This window comes from Amycolatopsis sp. NBRC 101858, assembly GCF_030269325.1.
In the GTDB taxonomy this organism is placed as follows: Bacteria; Actinomycetota; Actinomycetes; order Mycobacteriales; family Pseudonocardiaceae; genus Amycolatopsis; species Amycolatopsis ponsaeliensis.
The window spans coordinates 525,618-542,533 of record NZ_BSTD01000007.1 but is presented as its reverse complement, the minus strand read 5'-3'; the positions used below and the strand labels follow the sequence as shown (position 1 = coordinate 542,533).

Here is a 16,916-nt window from a genome sequence, read left to right as displayed (position 1 = left end):
GATCATACGACGCCCGCCAAGGTGGACAAGTTACTTGTCCATCATCTAGGGTTCGACAAGTAACTTGTCTATCAATCCGGAGGAACCCCGTGCCTCGCCTCGCCGCCACCATCCCCGGTGTCGACCACCACCACGTCCGCCTCAACGGCACCGAACTGCACTACGTGGCCGCCGGCACCACCGGCTCGCCCGTCCTGCTGGTGCACGGCTTCCCGGAGACCTGGTGGGTCTTCCGCAAGCTGATTCCCCTGCTGAGCGAGCACCATCGCGTCTTCGCCGTCGACCTGCGCGGCTTCGGCGACTCGGCCACCGCCGGCCCGGAGCACGACAGCGCGACGGCGGCGAAGGACCTGAGCGACCTGATCGCCTTCCTGGACGTCGGGCCCGTGCACCTCACCGGCCAGGACATCAGCGGCCCCACGACGTTCCGCGTCGCCGCGGCCCACCCCGAACTCGTCCGCAGCTACACCGGGATCGAGACCGCGCTCCCGGGATTCGGCGCCGAGACGCTCGCCGACGTCACCCACGGCGGCGCCTGGCACATCGGCGTCCTCGCCGCCCCCGGCATCCCGGAGATGCTCCTCGCCGGACGCGAGCGCGCGTTCCTCGCCGACTACGCGATCCCGTCCCTCACCGCGAGCCCCGGCGCGTTCACCGAAGGCGACGTCGACGAGCTCGCCCGCTCCTACGCGCGGCCCGGCGCGTTCGCCGGCGCCGCCGGGCTGTACCGGTCGCTGCTCTCGGAGGGCGACGAACTCCGCGAGCTCGCGGCCCGGAAGCTCGCCATGCCCGTCCTCGCGGTGGCGGGCTTCTCGGACCGGACGCCCACGACGTTGCGGCAGGTCGCCACGAACGTGACCACGGTCGGCATCGAGGGGATCGGCCACTACGTGGCGATGGAAGCCCCCGGCCGGCTCGCGTCGGCCCTTCGCTCCTTCTACGCGGACCTCGACTAGGGCGCTGTGCAGGGGAGATCACCGCTGCGCAGCGCGTGATCGTCGTCGTTGCCGTCATCCGACCACAGCACGGCTTTGCGGCCGCCGGCGCACTGCGGCGCGATCGCGAAGCCTTCGTTGTTGTAGTTCGCCATCCCGTTCGGGCGGTTGTAGACGGCGGAGACCGCGAAGGCGCCTTGCCGGATGTCGAGCGTCGCGGTCTGGCCCTTGCAGGTGTCGTCGCACGCGGCCCACAGGTGCCCGGTTTCCGGCTCGAACTCCAGGTCCATCACGGCCGGGAAGCCGGTCTTGAACGACGCGACCCGGGTGTAGCCCCGGCCGTTCAGGTCGAGTGCGTAGGCGTAGACGGTCCCGTTGGATTCCAGGCCCGCGAAGTACAGGCCGCTGCCGTGTCCCGGGTAGCTCGCCGGGTCGTAGGCCTTGCCGGTCTTCTGGTCGGTGAAGCCGTGTGCGGTCAGGAAGGAGTCCGGGACCCAGGAGATCGCCTCGATCCCGGTGTTCGGGTCCGACTTCGGCAGGTCCGGGGTGAGGTCCCACTGCCCGGTCGCGTCGAGGGCGCCGCTGCCCGCGCCCGGGTCGAAGCGCAGGATCTCCTGCTTGCTCTTGTCCTTGTCGTCGTTGTCGCGTTCGGTGGCCGCGAAGATCCCGTCCGGCGTGGCGACGACGCCCTCCGCGTCGGCGTCGCCGCTGCCGTCGCCGTAGTGCAGGGCCCAGTCGGCTGCCGGTGTCCACTTCGGACCGTCGGGGACGAGCCGGTAGAGGGTGCCGGGGCCGTTCTTCACCGCCCAGAGCACGTCCGGGCTCCCGAACGACAGTCCGCTGAGGTTCTCGCCGAACGCGTTCGCGTCGTCGGCGGTCCGCACGGACGCGCTGCCCGGCCACGCGGTGGCCGCCTCTCCCCGAGCGGCCGCCGCGTGGGTGACGGTCAGGCCGTGGACGACCACTTCGCCGTAGTTGCCGGCCGAGCACGGCGACGACTTGTCGCAGTTGGCCTGGGTGTAGGCGCCGGCCTTGAAGTAGGCGCCGCTGAACTTCTGGCTGAAGCTGGCCTGCAGGACACCGTTGTAATAGGCCTGGACTTTCCCGCCCGAGACGACGTACTTCGCCTCGAACACCGTGCCGAGCCGGTAGTCGCCGGTGATGAGCTTGTAGTGGGAGTCGTCGCCCTTGGTGACGTAGAGCTTGCTGCCCTCGAGGCGGAACACGGTCAGGTCGTCGTCCGAGCCGTGGATCTGGCCCGCGACCACCTGGTTCTTGCCCTCGGGCAGGTGCGTGATCGCTTCCTTGACGACCATGGTGTGGGTGCCGCTCGTGGACGACCAGCTGGCGTTTTCCGATCCGTCGGTCTCCCGCAGTTCCGAACGCGGGTAGCTCGATCCGCTGGTGGTGACGCCGTTCACCGCGGCGCGAAACTGCACGCCGGAGCAGTCGGGCGTCGCGGTGAACCAGGGGTCGGCGCGGTAGGTCGCCAGTTCGGGCTGCTTCACGTTCTTCGGGTTCTCGGCGTCGCCGATCGGCAGGCCCTCGTACCAGTTGTGCAGGTCCAGGACGTCGGCCGGGTAGGCGCAGGCGGCCGCCGTCGTGCGGCCGGGCATCGCGGCGGCGGCCGCACCACCGCCGAGCACCACCACGGCACTCAGGACCACTGCAGCCGTCACCCCGCGCTTGACCGTCATCGGTTCCCCCTGTGTATGCGACTGTGGACGCATCGTAAGTTTCCGCCGACCAAGACGTCAATGAGGTGATCTATCGACAGGAGCGTGATCCTCTTCCGGTCAGAAGGGTGCCCTCGGGCCGACCACCTCACGGTCGCGAGCACCGGCGCGGTGGCGGCGTTCCACAACCGCGGCGGCGACGGCCACGGCAGCTGGCTCGGCGCGGGGCATGAGGCGACCTGCGCCACTGACCCGGCGCGGGTCCGGTTCGCGGACTTCGACGACGCGACCGACCGCGTCGCGTTCGCGGACTTCACGGGTGGCGGCACCGCGGACTACGTGCTGGCGGATCCGGCGACGGTGCGTTCCTCAGTCGCGACGGCCGCGGCGGCTGGGCGGACCTGGGCAAGGTGGCGTGCTGACCGATCGCCGCGATGAACCTCGCGAACGGGGTCGAAATCCGGCCGCCGGTGCGGCAGGGTGGGGGCGACTGAGGAGGCGACGATGCCCGACGCGACGTTCACCCTGCCCACGGCCGTGACCGCTTACCGGTGGGACCCGGTCGGCGCGCCGGTCGGGGTCCTGCAGCTGACCCACGGCATGGGGGAGCACGTCCTGCGCTACGAGCGGGTCGCGCGGGCCTTCGCCGAGCGGGGGTTCGCCGTCTACGGACAGGACCACCGCGGGCACGGCGCGTCCGTCACGGCGGAACCCGGCGACCTCGGCCCGGACGGCTGGACGGCGCTGGTGGCCGACATCGGCGTCCTGACCGCGCGAGCCCGCGAAGAGCACCCGGGCCTGCCGGTCGTCCTGCTGGCGCACAGCATGGGCTCGTTCGCCGCCCAGCAGTACCTGCTCGACCACTCCGCGGACGTCGACGCGGTGATCCTCACCGGCACCGCCGCGCTCGACATCCTGGAGCCCGCGCTGGATCTCGACCAGCCGCTCGACCTGTCGATGTTCAACGCGGCCTTCCAGCCGCCGCGGACGGACTACGACTGGCTCAGCCGAGACGAGTCCGAAGTGGACGCTTATGTCGCGGACCCGTTGTGCGGGTTCGGGCTCGACCCGGTGAACACCAAGGCGATGTTCGCGGGCGCGCGCCGCCTGGCGGATGCGGGCGCCGTCGCGCGGATGCGGCCCGAGCTGCCGCTCCACCTCGCGGTGGGGGACCAGGACCCGGTCAACGGCAACCTCGCGTTGTTCGACGTCCTCGTGCAGCGGTACCGCGACGCGGGCATCAAGGACCTGACCGTCCGGGTGTACCCGGGTGCCCGGCACGAGATCCTCAACGAGACGAACCGCGCCGAGGTGGTCGCGGACCTCCTGGCGTGGGCCGAAAAGAGGATCTAGCCGTACAGGCCCGCGTGCCGCTCGCGGAGCTTGTACTTCAGGATCTTGCCGCCGACGGTCTCGGGGAGCTCGCCGGAGAACACGACCGCCTTCGGGGTTTCGTAGCCGGCCAGGTGCTCGCGGCAGAACGCGATCAGCTCCGCCGCGGCCGGTTCGGCGCCGGGGCGGGGGACGACGACGGCGGTGACCGCCTCGCCCCAGTGTTCGTGCGGCAGCCCGATCACCGCCGCGCGCAGGACATCGGGGTGCTGGTGGAGCACCGCCTCCACGCGCATGCTGGAGACGTTCTCCCCGCCCGACTTCACGATGTCCTTGTACCGGTCGACCATGACGCGCAGCCCGTCCTCGTCGACGACGGCCGAGTCGCCGGAGTGGAACCAGCCGCCGCGGAACGCCGTGCGCGTCGCCTCCGGGTCGCGGTAGTAGCCTGCGGTCATCACCGGCGACCGGTAGACGGCTTCCCCGGGCGTGCCGCGGACCGGCTCGCCCAGTTCGTCCACGACGTCGGAGGCGAGCAGCCCGCTCGGCACGCCGACGTAGTTCATCGCGGGCGCGGTGCGCGCGTGCACCTCCGGCCACGCGCTCGGCCAGAACCGGTGGCAGGCGATGGCTTCCGTCTGCCCGAAGATGCCGACCGTGACGAACCCGGGTGCGGTCCGGGCTTCCAGTCGCCGCAGCAGCGCCGGGGCGAGCGCGCCCCAGCCGTAGACGAGCGTGGTCAGCGAAGTCAGGTCGAGCGCCGGGTCGGCGTCGGCCGCGTCGGCCAGCGCGGCGACGAACTGCGGTGACCCGGCCCAGACGGCGGTCGCCCGCGACTCCGCGAGGGTGGCCGCGACCGGGCCCGGCACGGGACGGCGGCCGAGGACGAGCGTGCCGCCGGCGAGGAACGTCGAGTACGTGAACAGTGCGTCACCGACGTGGTAGATCATCGGCAGGAACGTGCAGACCCGCAGGTCGGTCTCGTGGCGCAGGCCGCGCGTGAGCGACAGCGCGAAGTTCAGCCCGGCGAGGTGGGCGTAGCTGTGCGACAGCATCACGCCCTTCGGCAGCGCGGTGGTGCCGGAGGTGAACAGCAGCTGGAAGATGTCGTCGCCGTGGATCTCGACGTCGGGCTCGGTGTCCGGCCGCCCGTCGAGGAACTCGCCGAACGACGGCGTCCCCGCGACCGGCCCGCCGCCGACCGTGATCGTCGCGCCGACCCGCACGCCCGCGACGCCGGCCAGCCGGGGCCACAGTTCGGCGTCGACGATCGCCAGCCGCGGTTCGGTCAGGCGCACCAGGTGGTCGAGGACGTCCGGCGCGAGGCCGGGGTTCAGCGGGACGGCGACCATGCCCGCCTTGGCGATCCCGATCTTGGCGAGGAACGCCTCGACGGTGTTCTCGCAGAACAGCAGCACGCGGTCACCGGGCACGAGTCCGACGGCGGCGAGGGCGTGGGCGAGCCGGTTGGCGGCCTGGTCGGCTTCCCGGTACGTCACGGACGCGAACTGCGCTTCCCCGCACGCGCCCTCGGCCGCGCTGATCGCGACCTGGTCCGGGCGGCTCCAGGTGAGCCGCTCGAAGACGTCCCCGATCGACGTGCGTTCCCAGCGGTGCACCGCCCGGCGGCCACGGAGGGTTTCGACGTCGATCTGCTCGCTGGTGGTGGTCATGCCGGGCTCCTTCGCCGTCGCCGACGTCGATCAGCATGCCGTGAGCCAGGTCACCAAATCAAGAGAAAGTTATTCGCCATTCACTGACGCGGAAGGTGTCGGCGTGACGCCGAGACAGGCGTGGGCCATCCCGCCGAGCAGCTCGGCCAGCCGCTCCGGCGCGAGCCCGCTGCGGAAGAACAGCGTGGACTGCACCGCGCCGATCGCGGCGTGCACGGCCAGCCGGAGCTCGCCGTCGGCGAGGTCGGGGCGCAGCGGGGCGAGCACGTCGACCCAGTCCTCGAGGTAGTGCCGCTGCAGCCGGCGCAGGCGGCGCCGGTCGTCCTCGGGCAGGTTGTGGACCTCGCGGTGGTAGACCGCGAGCACGGTGCGGTCCTCGATGGCGACCAGCACGTGGTCCCTGATCAGGCCCGACAACGCGGTGTGGTCGTCGGTCGCGGCGGCAAGGATCCCGGCGGCGCCGTCCTGCAGGCGCGCCATCACGCGGTCGAGCAGCGCGACCAGGATCGCGTCCTTGTTCTCGAAGTGCCGGTAGACGCCGGAGCCGACGATGCCCGCCTCCGCGCCGATGTCGGCCATGCCGATCGCGTGGAACCCGCGCCGGGCGGTCAGCTCGGCGGCGGCGGTCAGGATCCGCTCCCGCCGCTCGGGGTCGCGCCGGCGCCGGGTGGCCGCGGAGGCAGGGGAGCTGGTCGTCATCTTGTCATCATCGCAGCCGGGCGCTACGGTGCGCTATAAGTGAATTTTGAATCACTAAGGAGCGTCTGCGTGGACGTGTTCGAGAGCGACGAGGCCCGCGATCTCCGGGCCGCGGTGGGCGCCATCGCCGCTCCGTTCGGCGGCCGGTACTACGTCGAGCACGCCCGCGAAGGCCGGGAGTGCACCGAGCTGTGGCACGCCCTCGGCGACGCCGGCTTCATCGGCGTCAACATCCCCGAGGAGTACGGCGGGGGCGGCCGCGGGCTGGCCGAGCTGACCATCGTGATCGAGGAGAGCGCCGCGAAGGGCGCGCCGATCCTGCTGCTGCTCGTCACCGAAGCCATCTCCGCCGAGGTGATCACCGAGTTCGGCACGCCGGAGCAGCGCAAGGAATGGCTGCCCGGCATCGCGGGCGGCCGGACGAAGGTCGTCTTCGCGATCACCGAGCCCGATGCCGGCTCCAACACCCACAAGCTGAGCACCACCGCCCGCCGCGACGGCGACGACTGGATCGTCGACGGCGAGAAGTACTACATCTCCGGCGTCGACACCGCCGACGCGCTGCTGCTCGTCGCCCGCACCGGCCGCGACCCCGACGGCACCGCCCAGCTCTCGTTGTTCCTCGTCCCGGTGGACGCGCCCGGCCTCACCGTCACGCCGCTGCCGGTGGACGTCATGCTCCCGGAGAAGCAGTTCACCCTGCACTTCGACGACGTCCGGCTGCCCGCCACGGCGCTCGTCGGCGACGAGGGCGCCGGGTTCCGGCAGGTCTTCCACGGCCTCAACCCCGAACGCATCACCGGCGCCGCCCTCTGCGTCGGCATCGCGCGCTACGCCCTCGACGTCGCCGCGAAGTACGCCCGCGAGCGGACCGTGTGGGACCGGCCGATCGGCGTCCACCAGGGCGTCTCGCACCCGCTGGCCAAGGCCAAGATCGAGACCGAGCTGGCCGCCCTGATGACGCACCGGGCGGCCGCCCTGCACGACGCGGGGCAGCCGGCGGGGGAGGCGTCGAACATGGCCAAGTACGCCGCCGCGGAGGCCGCGCTGGCCGCCGTCGACGCCGCGATCCAGACCCACGGAGGCAACGGCGTCTCGGCGGACTTCGGGCTGCTGCCGTACTGGGGGCTGGCCCGGTTGCTGCGGATCGCCCCGGTGAACCGCGAAATGATCCTCAACTTCGTCGCGCAGCACAGCCTCGGGCTGCCCCGGTCCTATTAGGAGGACTGATGACGGACCACAACCTCGTCCACCGGGTCAACGTCGGCGACGCACTGACCCGCGTCGCGTTCGCCCGCCCGGACGCCCTCGCCGTGGTCGACGGCGACCGCCGCTGGACCTACGGCGAGTTCGACACGTGGGTCAACCGCCTCGCGCACGGCCTGGCAGGACGCGGCTACACCACCGGGGACGTCCTCGCGCTGGCGTCGGCCAACAGCGCCGAGTTCCTCGCCGTCTACTACGCCTGCGCGAAGCTCGGGCTCGTCTGCGTCCCGGTCAACCTCGGCTGGCGCGGCGACGAAGTCGCGTACGTCCTGAAGCATTCGCAGGCCCGCGGCATCGTCGTGGAGAGCCAGCTGCTCGGCGCGATCGCTCCCGCCGTGGCCGAGGCACCCGGCGTCACCGACGTGATCGTCGCGCCCGGTACCGGCGAAGCCACCGGGACGACCCTCGACGACGTGCTCGCGGACGACCCGACCTCGCCGGAGGTGGTCGTCGAAGACCGGGCCCCACTGTCCTATTTGTACACCTCGGGCACGACGTCGTTCCCGAAGGGCGTGGTCGGCACGCACCTGGCGATCCACCTGGAGTCCATGTCGGCCGCGCTCGACTCCGGCTGGCGCGCCGACGACCGGTTCGTCGCGATGATGCCGATGTTCCACACCGCGCAGCTCAACGCCTTCTGCACGCCCGCGATCGTCGTCGGCGCCACGATCTTCGTGCACCGCGGCTTCGACCCGGACCGCTTCCTCGACACGATCGAACGCGAGCAGATCACGCAGGTCTTCGGCCTGCCGATGATGTACCGCGCGGCGCTGGAGCACCCGTCGTTCGCCGGGCGCGACCTGTCGTCGCTGCGGCGCGCGGTCTACGCGATGGCCCCGATGCCCGAGGCGCAGATCAAGGCGTGCCTCGACGGCTTCGGCTGCGACTTCGCGCTGCTGTTCGGCCAGACGGAGATGAGCCCGATCACGACGCTCTTCCGGCCGGAGCACCAGCTGTCGCACGTCGGCGCGGTCGGGACGCCGCTCACCGGCGTCCAGGTCGGGATCATGGACCCCGACGGGAACCTGCTGCCGCGCGGCGAGCAGGGCGAGATCGTCTACCGGGCGCCGTCGGCCATGCAGGAGTACCTGCACAACCCCGAGGCGACGGCGGAGGCGTTCCGGCACGGCTGGTTCCACTCCGGTGACGTCGGCCGGTTCGGCGAGGACGGCGTGCTGTGGTTCGCCGACCGCTTCAAGGACGTGATCAAGACCGGCGGCGAGAACGTCGCCTCGATCGAAGTGGAGCGCGCGATCTACGACACCGAGCCGAACGTCGCCGAGGTCGTGGTCGTCGGCCTCCCGCACGAGCGGTGGAGCGAGGCCATCACCGCGGTCGTCGTGCCCAAGCCGGGGGAGCGGATCGACGCCGACGACCTGCGGCTGCGGCTGAAGGACCGCCTGGACGGGTACAAGGTCCCGAAGGCCGTGATCGTCACCGACGAGCTGCCGCGCACGTCCACCGGGAAGATCCGGAAGAACGTGGTCCGGGAGAAGCACTCCGGGCACTACGGGGGAGCCCGATGACCGTCCTCAAGTCGCTGCTCGACGTCTCCGCCGAAAGCTACGCGACCAACCGGAAGGCTCAGCTCGAAGCACTGGCGAAGCTGGAGGAGCAGCTCGAGCTGGCCGTCGCGGGCGGCGGTGAGCGGTACGTCCGGCGCCATCGCGACCGCGGGAAGCTCCCGGTCCGCGAACGCCTCGAGCTGCTGCTCGACCCGGACAGCCCGTTCCTCGAACTGTCCGCGCTCGCGGCGTGGGGCACCGACTTCACCGTGGGCGCCTCGGTGGTCACCGGCATCGGCGTGGTGTCCGATGTGGAGTGCGTGGTCATCGGGCACGACCCGACCGTGCGCGGGGGCGCGATGAACCCCTACTCGCTGCGGAAGACGTTGCGGGCGCTGGAGATCGCCCGCGTCAACCGGCTGCCGGTGGTCAACCTCGTCGAGTCGGGCGGGGCGGACCTCCCGACGCAGGCCGACCTGTTCGTGCCGGCCGGGCGGATCTTCCACGAGCTGACCGAGCTGTCCTCGCTGGGCATCCCGACCCTGGCCATCGTGTTCGGCAACTCGACCGCGGGCGGGGCGTACGTGCCGGGCATGTGCGACTACGCGGTGCTCGTCGACCGCCAGGCCAAGGTGTTCCTCGGCGGCCCGCCGCTGGTCAAGATGGCCACCGGCGAGGAGGCCGACGACGAGTCGCTCGGCGGCGCCGACATGCATTCCCGCGTCTCCGGCCTGTCCGACTACTTCGCGGTCGACGAACTGGACGCGATCCGCCTCGGCCGGCGCGTCCTCTCCCGGATCAACTGGCGCAAGCTCGGCCCGGCTCCCAGCCGGACGCCGGAGCCGCCGAAGTACGACCCCGAGGAGATCCTCGGCATCGTGCCGCCGGACACCAAGGTGCCCTTCGACCCGCGCGAGATCCTCGCCCGCACCGTCGACGGCTCCGACTTCGACGAGTACAAGCCGCTCTACGGCACTTCGCTGGTGACGGGCTGGGCGAGCATCCACGGCTATCCGGTCGGGGTGCTCGCCAACCACCGCGGCGTGCTGTTCAGCGAGGAAGCCAAGAAAGCGAGCGAGTTCATCCTGCTCGCCAACCAGACCGACGTCCCGCTGGTGTTCCTGCAGAACACGACCGGCTACATGGTCGGCACGCGCTACGAGCAGGGCGGCATCATCAAGGACGGCGCCAAGATGATCAACGCCGTCACCAACAGCACCGTGCCCCACCTGACCGTGAACATGGCGTCGTCGTTCGGCGCGGGCAACTACGGCATGTCCGGGCGGGCCTACGACCCGCGGCTGATGTTCGCCTGGCCGGGCGCGAAGCTCGCGGTGATGGGCGCGCCTCAGCTCGCCGGGGTGATGTCGATCGTCGGCCGGGCGTCGGCCGCGTCGCAGGGCAAGCCGTTCGACGAGGACGCCGACCGCGCGCGCACCGCGGCGATCGAAAGCCAGATCGACACCGAGTCGCACGCCTTCGCCGTCACCGCCCGGCTCTACGACGACGGCATCGTCGACCCGCGCGACACCCGGGACGTGCTGGGGATGTCGTTGTCCGCCGTCCACTCCAACCGCGTCGAGGGCCGGCGCGGCTTCGGCGTCTTCCGGATGTGAGCCGATGATCACCAAGCTGCTCGTCGCCAACCGCGGGGAGATCGCGGCCCGGGTCCTGCGCACCGCGCACGACCTCGGCATCTCGACCGTCGCGGTCTACTCCGACCCGGACGCGGGCGCGCCCTTCGCCCGGCTCGCCGACGAAGCCGTCCGGCTGCCCGGATCGGCGCCTGCCGACACCTACCTGCGTGCCGACCTGGTCATCGCGGCCGCTCAGGCGACCGGGGCGGACGCGATCCACCCGGGGTACGGGTTCCTGTCGGAGAACGCCGGGTTCGCCCGCGCCTGCGCCGAAGCCGGGCTGACGTTCGTCGGCCCGTCCCCGGAAGCCATCGCCTCGATGGGGTCGAAGATCGAGGCCAAGGCGCTGATGGACGCGGCCGGCGTCCCGGTGCTGCCCGGCGCGACCGTCACCGACGAGACCGACCTCGCCGCGGTGGCCGCGTCGATCGGCTTCCCGGTGCTGGTCAAAGCCGCGTTCGGCGGCGGCGGCCGGGGCATGCGCGTGGTGCACGACGCCGCCGGGCTCGCCGAAGCCGTCGACGGCGCCCGGCGCGAAGCCGCGTCGGCGTTCGGGGACGGGACGGTGTTCCTCGAGCGGTTCGTCGTCGACCCGCGGCACATCGAAGTGCAGATCCTCGGGGACACGCACGGCGAGGTGGTGCATCTGTTCGAGCGCGAGTGCTCGATCCAGCGGCGGTACCAGAAGATCGTCGAGGAGTGCCCGTCACCGGCGGTCGACGACGCTCTTCGGGCCGAACTCGGCGCCGCGGCCGTGGCCGCCGGGAAGGCGATCGGCTACACCGGTGCGGGCACGGTCGAGTTCGTGCTGGACTCCGACGGCCGGTTCTTCTTCCTCGAGGTCAACACGCGGCTGCAGGTGGAGCACCCGGTCACGGAATTCGTCACCGGGCTCGACCTGGTCGAGCAGCAGCTGCGCGTCGCCGAGGGGGAGGCCCTGCCGCCCGAGGTCACCGGCGCCCGGATCGACGGGCACGCGATCGAGGTCCGGCTCTACGCCGAGGACGTCCCGGCCGGGTTCCTGCCCGCCACCGGCACCCTGCACCGCTTCCACGTCCCGTCGCTGCGGGGGGTGCGCGTCGACTCCGGTGTCGAGGACGGTTCCGTGGTGGGCCCGCACTACGACCCGATGCTGGCCAAGGTGATCGCCCACGGCCGCACCCGCCGCGAAGCCGCCCGGACGCTCGCGCGGGCGTTGCGGCACGCCGAGCTGCACGGCGTCACGACCAACCGGAACCTCCTGGCCGGCATCCTGGCCGAGCCGGAGTTCCTGGCCGGGCGGACCGACACCGGCTACCTGACCCGGCACGACCCGGCCGCGCTCGGCGCGTCCGCCGGCGGTGCCCGGCAGGCCGCGGCCGCGGCTTTGGCGGCTCAGGCGCGCAACCGGCGTGCCGCGCGGGTCGTGCCCGAGATGCCGTCCGGGTGGCGCAACGTCGGGGGCGCGTCCCAGCGGGTCGCCTACACGGCCGGTCCGGACACCTGGGAGGTCGCGTACTCCCTGCGGCGCTCCGGCCTGCGCGTCACCGTGAACGGCGAGCCGCTCGGGAGTTCGGTGCGGTTGCTGTCGGCGTCGCCTTCGCAGGTGGAGCTGGAGATCGACGGCGTCTACCGCACCTACGCCGTGTGGACGCACGCCGGAGTGTCCTATGTGGATAGTCCGGACGGGTCCGTCGCGCTGGCCGAGGTGCCGCGGTTCGCCGACCCGGACGCCGCCACGGCCACCGGGTCGTTGCTCGCCGCCATGCCCGGTGCGGTGGTGCGGGTGCTCGCGGCCGCAGGCGACGCCGTGACGGCCGGCCAGCCCCTGCTCGTCCTGGAGGCGATGAAGATGGAGCACACGGTGGCCGCGCCGGCCGACGGGGTGCTGTCCGACCTGCGGGTGCGCCAGGGCGACCAGGTCGACACCGGCCAGGTGCTGGCGGTCGTGTCATGAGCGTCTCCTACGAGGTCGACGACGGGATCGCCTGGCTGACGATCGACCGTCCCGAAGCACGCAACGCACTGTCCAAGGAGGTCAGGGACGGGCTGTGGGCGGGCACGCGCCGGTTCGTCGCCGACGACTCCGCCGCGGTGCTCGTGCTGACCGGCGCCGGCGACAAGGCGTTCTGCGCCGGCGGGGACCTCAAGGAGATGGCCGAAACCTCGCTGGAGATCCCGCCGCCGGACTTCCTGCCGGTGTTCGGCCGGAACATCGACGTCCCGAAGCCGACGATCGCCGCGGTCAACGGCGTGGCCTACGCGGGTGGCTTCCTGCTGGCGCAGCAGTGCGACCTGGTCGTGGCGGCTTCGCACGCACACTTCGCGGTGACCGAGGTGAAGGTGGGCCGCGGGGCGCCGTGGGCGGCGCCGCTGTCGTGGCTCGTGCCCCCGCGGGTGGCCCTGGAGATCCTGCTGACCGGCGACCCCCTCGACGCGCAGCGGGCCCGGGAACTGGGGCTGGTGAACGACGTGGTTCCCTTGGCGGACTTGCGTTCCCGCGCGCAGGACCTCGCCCGGCGGATCGGCGGCAACGCGCCGCTGTCGGTCCGCGCGGCGAAACGCACCGCCTACCTCTCGTGTCCCGACGTCTACGACCGCGCCGAAGAGATCTGGGCGCCGGTGTACCGCTCGCGCGACGCCCAGGAAGGCCCGGCGGCGTTCCGCGAGAAGCGTGCGCCGGTGTGGGAAGGACGCTGACATGCCCGTCTCCCTGGATGCGCTGCTAGACGACCTGCTCGCCGAGACCGCCGACGTCGAAAGGATGATCGCGCCGCTCGACGACACCGGCATCGCGCGGTCGACTCCCGCGGCGGGCTGGGACATCCGCGACCAGCTCACGCACCTGGCGTTCTTCGACGAAGCCGCGACGCAGGCCCTGGTCGACCCGGACGGGTTCCGCCGCGCGGCGGCCGCGTTGATGGCCGGCGGGATGGACTTCCCCGACCGCGTCGCCGCCGAGCACGCGGGATTGACCGCCGGGGAAGTCCGGGCGTGGTTCGCCCGCGCGCGCACGGCGTTGGTAACGGCGTTCCGCGGCCGCGACCCGCGGGCCCGGCTGCCCTGGTACGGGCCGGACATGAGCGTGGCGTCGTCGGTGACCGCGCGGATCATGGAGACGTGGGCGCACGGTCAGGACATCGCCGACACGCTCGGCGTGACGCGGGTGGCGACCGACCGGCTCCGGCACATCGCCCACCTCGGCGTCTCGACGACGGCGTTCAGCTTCGGGCTGCACGGCCGTCCGGCGCCGGTCGTCCCGATCCGGGTCGTCCTGCACGCACCGTCGGGCGACCGGTGGACGTGGGGGGACGGCGCCGCCGCCGACCGCGTCGAAGGCACCGCGCTCGACTTCTGCCTGACGGTCACGCAACGGCGGCGTGCCGAGGACACCGGACTGGTGGTGCTCGGGCCGGCGGCGCAGGAGTGGATCGGCATCGCCCAGGCGTTCGCGGGCGCGCCCGGACGGGGACGCGCATGAGCCGCCCGGTCCGGATCGCGAACTGCTCCGGCTTCTACGGCGACCGCCTCGAAGCGGCCCGAGAGATGGTCGAGGGCGGCCCGATCGACGTGCTCACCGGGGACTACCTCGCCGAGCTGACCATGCTCATCCTCTGGAAGGCCCGCCGGAAGGACCCCGCGCTCGGGTACGCGAAGACGTTCCTCACCCAGCTCGAGCACGTCCTGGGTACCTGCCTCGACCGCGGCATCCGGATCGTCTCGAACGCCGGCGGGTTGAACCCGCCGGGGCTGGCCGCCGAGATCGCCGCCCTCGCCGGCCGGCTCGGCCTGCACCCGGAGATCGCCCACGTCGACGGCGACGACATCGTCGGCAGGCTGGCCGAGCTGCAGGCAGCCGGGCACGACCTTGCGCACCTCGACACCGGCCGGAAGCTCGCGGAAGCCGGCGTGGGACCGTTGACCGCCAACGCTTATCTCGGCGGCTGGGGCATCGCCGCGGCGCTGTCCGCCGGCGCCGACGTCGTCGTCACCGGCCGGGTCACCGACGCCTCGCTGGTCGTCGGCCCGGCCGCCTGGTGGCACGGCTGGGCACCCACGGACTTCGACGCGATCGCGGGCGCGATGGCCGCCGGGCACGTCATCGAATGCGGCCCGCAGGCCACGGGCGGCAACTACGCGTTCTTCGAAGAGGTGACCGACCGGCGGTACCCCGGCTTCCCGATCGCCGAGGTGGCGGCCGACGGCTCGTCCGTCATCACCAAGCACGCGGACACCGGGGGACTGGTCTCGCCCGGCACGGTCACCGCGCAGCTGCTGTACGAGATCGCCGAACCGGCCTACGCGGGGCCGGACGCGGTCGCGCACTTCGACACCCTGCGGCTCGAGGCGGCCGGACCGGACCGGGTGCGGATCAGCGGCACCCGCGGCAGCCCGCCGGGTGAGCACCTCAAGGTGGCGCTGAACCACGACGGCGGCTACCGGAACACGATGACGCTCGTCCTCACCGGCGCCCGCATCGAAGAGAAGGCCGCGTGGGCCGAGGAGCAGCTGTTCGCGCTGCTGGGCGGCAAGGACCAGTTCGCCGAGGCCGACGTCACGCTGCTGCGGTTCGACCACGCGGACGCGCCGGTGAACGCCGAGGCCACGGCGCACCTGCGGATCACGGTCAAGGACCCGGACGCCCGCAAGGTCGGCCGCCGCTTCTCGAACACGGCGATGGAGCTCGCGCTCGGCGGCTACCCGGGCTTCCACACGACGACCCCGCCGTCGGCCGAAAGCGCGTTCGGCGTCTACTGGCCTGCCCTGGTCCCGGCCGCCGAGGTGACGCACCGGGTCACGCTGCCGGACGGGACGGAGGTCGTCGTCCCGCATCCGCCCACCGGCCCGCCCCTCCCGGCGCCGGTGCCCGACGCGGCACCGCCACGGGACTTCGGCCCGACCCGGCGGGCACCGCTGGGCGAGGTGGCGGGTGCCCGTTCGGGCGACAAGGGCGGCAACGCGAACGTCGGCTTCTGGACCCGCACCGACGACGAATACGCGTGGCTGCGCGGATATCTCGACGAAGACCGCTTCCGGGAGCTGCTGCCCGAAGCGGCCGCGCTGGCCGTCCGCCGGTTCGAGCTGCCGAACCTGCGCGCGCTCAACTTCGTCGTGGTGGGCCTGCTGGGCGAAGGCGTCGCCGCGGCGACCCGTCCCGACCCGCAGGCGAAGGGACTCGCCGAATACCTGCGCAGCCGGGTGGTCGACGTGCCCGTTCGCGGGCCGGTCGCTCGCCGTGGATGAGCGTGCCGCGATCGGGCTGATCGAGCGGGCCCGGGCCGAGACGGCTCGCCTGGCCGCCTCGCTGACCCGGCAGCGGGACGGGATCGTCGAGGCGTCGGAGTTCACCAGCAACGACGACGAGCACGACCCGGAAGGCGCGACGATCGCGTTCGAGCGGGCGCAGGTCCAGGCCCTTTTGCGGCAGGCCCAGGACGACCTCGCCGACCTCGACCGCGCCGCCGAGCGGGTACGCGCGGGCGTCTGGGAAACGTGCGAACGCTGCGGCGGCCCGATCGCCGAAGAACGCCTCACCGCCCTCCCGGCGACGCGGATCTGCATCGCCTGCGCGAACAAGGCTCGGTGACCCGCCGGGTACCTTCCTCGCATGACCGATCCGAAGGACGATCTGCGGCGATACCTGCAGACGGCGCGCGACGCACTGGTGTGGAAGCTCGACGGCCTTTCCGAGTACGACATGCGCCGGCCGATGACGACCACCGGAACCAACCTGCTCGGCCTCGTCAAGCACATGGCCGGTGTCGAGCTCGGGTACTTCGGCGAGCCGTTCGGCCGGAAGTTCCCGGAGTCGCTCCCGTGGTACGAAAACATGGACGACGACCCCAGCGCCGACTTCTGGGCGTCCGAGGACGAGTCGCACGACGACATCGTCGGGCTCTACCGGCGTGTCTGGGCGTTCGCGGACGAGACCATCGAGTCGACCCCGCTGGACGCGGTCAGCGAGGTCCCGTGGTGGCCGCCGGAGCGCCGCGAGACGACGCTGCACCGGGTGCTGGTGCACGTGACCGCCGAGATCAACCGCCACGCCGGCCACGCCGACATCGTCCGCGAACTCATCGACGGCGCCATCGGCTTCGGAGCCGGCGCATCGATCCTGCCCGACCAGGACGCGGACAAGTGGGCGGAGTACCGCGAGAAGCTGGAGCGGGTGGCCCGCGCGGCCGGGCACGCCGGCTGAGCGGCTCCCATTCCA

15 protein-coding genes are annotated in these 16,916 nt (G+C 72.0%); 12 read left to right on the top strand and 3 right to left on the bottom strand.

All coding sequences use genetic code 11. From position 1 onward, the window contains the following. Positions 1–89: 89 nt before the first annotated feature. Positions 90–956: an alpha/beta fold hydrolase gene (locus tag QSK39_RS45885; protein WP_285484109.1), complete on the top strand. Its 867-nt coding sequence runs from the start codon at positions 90–92 to the stop codon at positions 954–956. On the opposite strand, the gene QSK39_RS45880 is transcribed toward QSK39_RS45885, so the two are convergent. After that, positions 953–2,632: a polysaccharide lyase family 7 protein gene (locus QSK39_RS45880; RefSeq protein ID WP_285484108.1), complete on the bottom strand. Its 1,680-nt coding sequence runs from the start codon at positions 2,630–2,632 to the stop codon at positions 953–955. The two genes, QSK39_RS45885 and QSK39_RS45880, sit on opposite strands and share 4 nt — an antisense overlap. 84 nt (positions 2,633–2,716) lie before the next feature. Here QSK39_RS45880 and QSK39_RS45875 point away from each other — a divergent pair, with 84 nt between their 5' ends. Then, entirely contained in the window at positions 2,717–3,049 is a 333-nt protein-coding gene (locus QSK39_RS45875; RefSeq protein ID WP_285484107.1) for a hypothetical protein, read from the top strand. Positions 3,050–3,115: 66 nt separating this feature from the next. Further along, complete coding sequence (locus QSK39_RS45870) at positions 3,116–3,964, top strand: alpha/beta fold hydrolase (protein ID WP_285484106.1); 849 nt, start codon at positions 3,116–3,118, stop codon at positions 3,962–3,964. Here QSK39_RS45870 and QSK39_RS45865 read toward each other — a convergent pair. Further along, positions 3,961–5,616, bottom strand: a complete 1,656-nt coding sequence (locus QSK39_RS45865; protein WP_285484105.1) for an AMP-binding protein — start codon at positions 5,614–5,616, stop codon at positions 3,961–3,963. The two genes, QSK39_RS45870 and QSK39_RS45865, sit on opposite strands and share 4 nt — an antisense overlap. 69 nt (positions 5,617–5,685) lie before the next feature. Then, a complete protein-coding gene (locus tag QSK39_RS45860; RefSeq protein WP_285484104.1) occupies positions 5,686–6,315 on the bottom strand; it encodes a TetR/AcrR family transcriptional regulator in 630 nt (209 codons plus the stop codon). Positions 6,316–6,384: 69 nt separating this feature from the next. Between QSK39_RS45860 and QSK39_RS45855 the strand changes: the two genes are divergently transcribed. From QSK39_RS45855 to QSK39_RS45815, 9 genes are read left to right on the top strand one after another with little or no spacing between them, the layout of a single operon-like run. Further along, positions 6,385–7,536, top strand: a complete 1,152-nt coding sequence (locus QSK39_RS45855; RefSeq protein ID WP_285484103.1) for an acyl-CoA dehydrogenase family protein — start codon at positions 6,385–6,387, stop codon at positions 7,534–7,536. Positions 7,537–7,544: 8 nt separating this feature from the next. Further along, on the top strand, positions 7,545–9,107 hold the full coding sequence (locus tag QSK39_RS45850; RefSeq protein WP_285484102.1) for an AMP-binding protein: 1,563 nt from the start codon (positions 7,545–7,547) through the stop codon (positions 9,105–9,107). Then, positions 9,104–10,702 (top strand): acyl-CoA carboxylase subunit beta, encoded by a 1,599-nt coding sequence (locus QSK39_RS45845; RefSeq protein ID WP_285484101.1) that lies wholly within the window; start codon positions 9,104–9,106, stop codon positions 10,700–10,702. Before QSK39_RS45850 ends, QSK39_RS45845 begins: the two co-directional genes overlap by 4 nt. Before the next feature lie 4 nt (positions 10,703–10,706). After that, positions 10,707–12,659, top strand: a complete 1,953-nt coding sequence (locus tag QSK39_RS45840; protein WP_285484100.1) for an ATP-binding protein — start codon at positions 10,707–10,709, stop codon at positions 12,657–12,659. Next, the gene (locus QSK39_RS45835) at positions 12,656–13,402 is read left to right on the top strand and encodes an enoyl-CoA hydratase/isomerase family protein (RefSeq protein ID WP_285484099.1); all 747 of its coding nucleotides are present in this window, start codon (positions 12,656–12,658) and stop codon (positions 13,400–13,402) included. The genes QSK39_RS45840 and QSK39_RS45835 overlap by 4 nt, the downstream gene beginning before the upstream one ends. Before the next feature lies 1 nt (position 13,403). Then, the gene (locus tag QSK39_RS45830; protein ID WP_285484098.1) at positions 13,404–14,183 is read left to right on the top strand and encodes a TIGR03084 family metal-binding protein; all 780 of its coding nucleotides are present in this window, start codon (positions 13,404–13,406) and stop codon (positions 14,181–14,183) included. Then, positions 14,180–15,946: an acyclic terpene utilization AtuA family protein gene (locus tag QSK39_RS45825; protein WP_285484097.1), complete on the top strand. Its 1,767-nt coding sequence runs from the start codon at positions 14,180–14,182 to the stop codon at positions 15,944–15,946. Before QSK39_RS45830 ends, QSK39_RS45825 begins: the two co-directional genes overlap by 4 nt. After that, complete coding sequence (locus QSK39_RS45820; RefSeq protein ID WP_285484096.1) at positions 15,939–16,289, top strand: TraR/DksA family transcriptional regulator; 351 nt, start codon at positions 15,939–15,941, stop codon at positions 16,287–16,289. The genes QSK39_RS45825 and QSK39_RS45820 overlap by 8 nt, the downstream gene beginning before the upstream one ends. 21 nt (positions 16,290–16,310) lie before the next feature. Beyond that, a complete protein-coding gene (locus QSK39_RS45815; protein ID WP_285484095.1) occupies positions 16,311–16,901 on the top strand; it encodes a DinB family protein in 591 nt (196 codons plus the stop codon). The last annotated feature ends 15 nt before the right edge of the window (positions 16,902–16,916 follow it).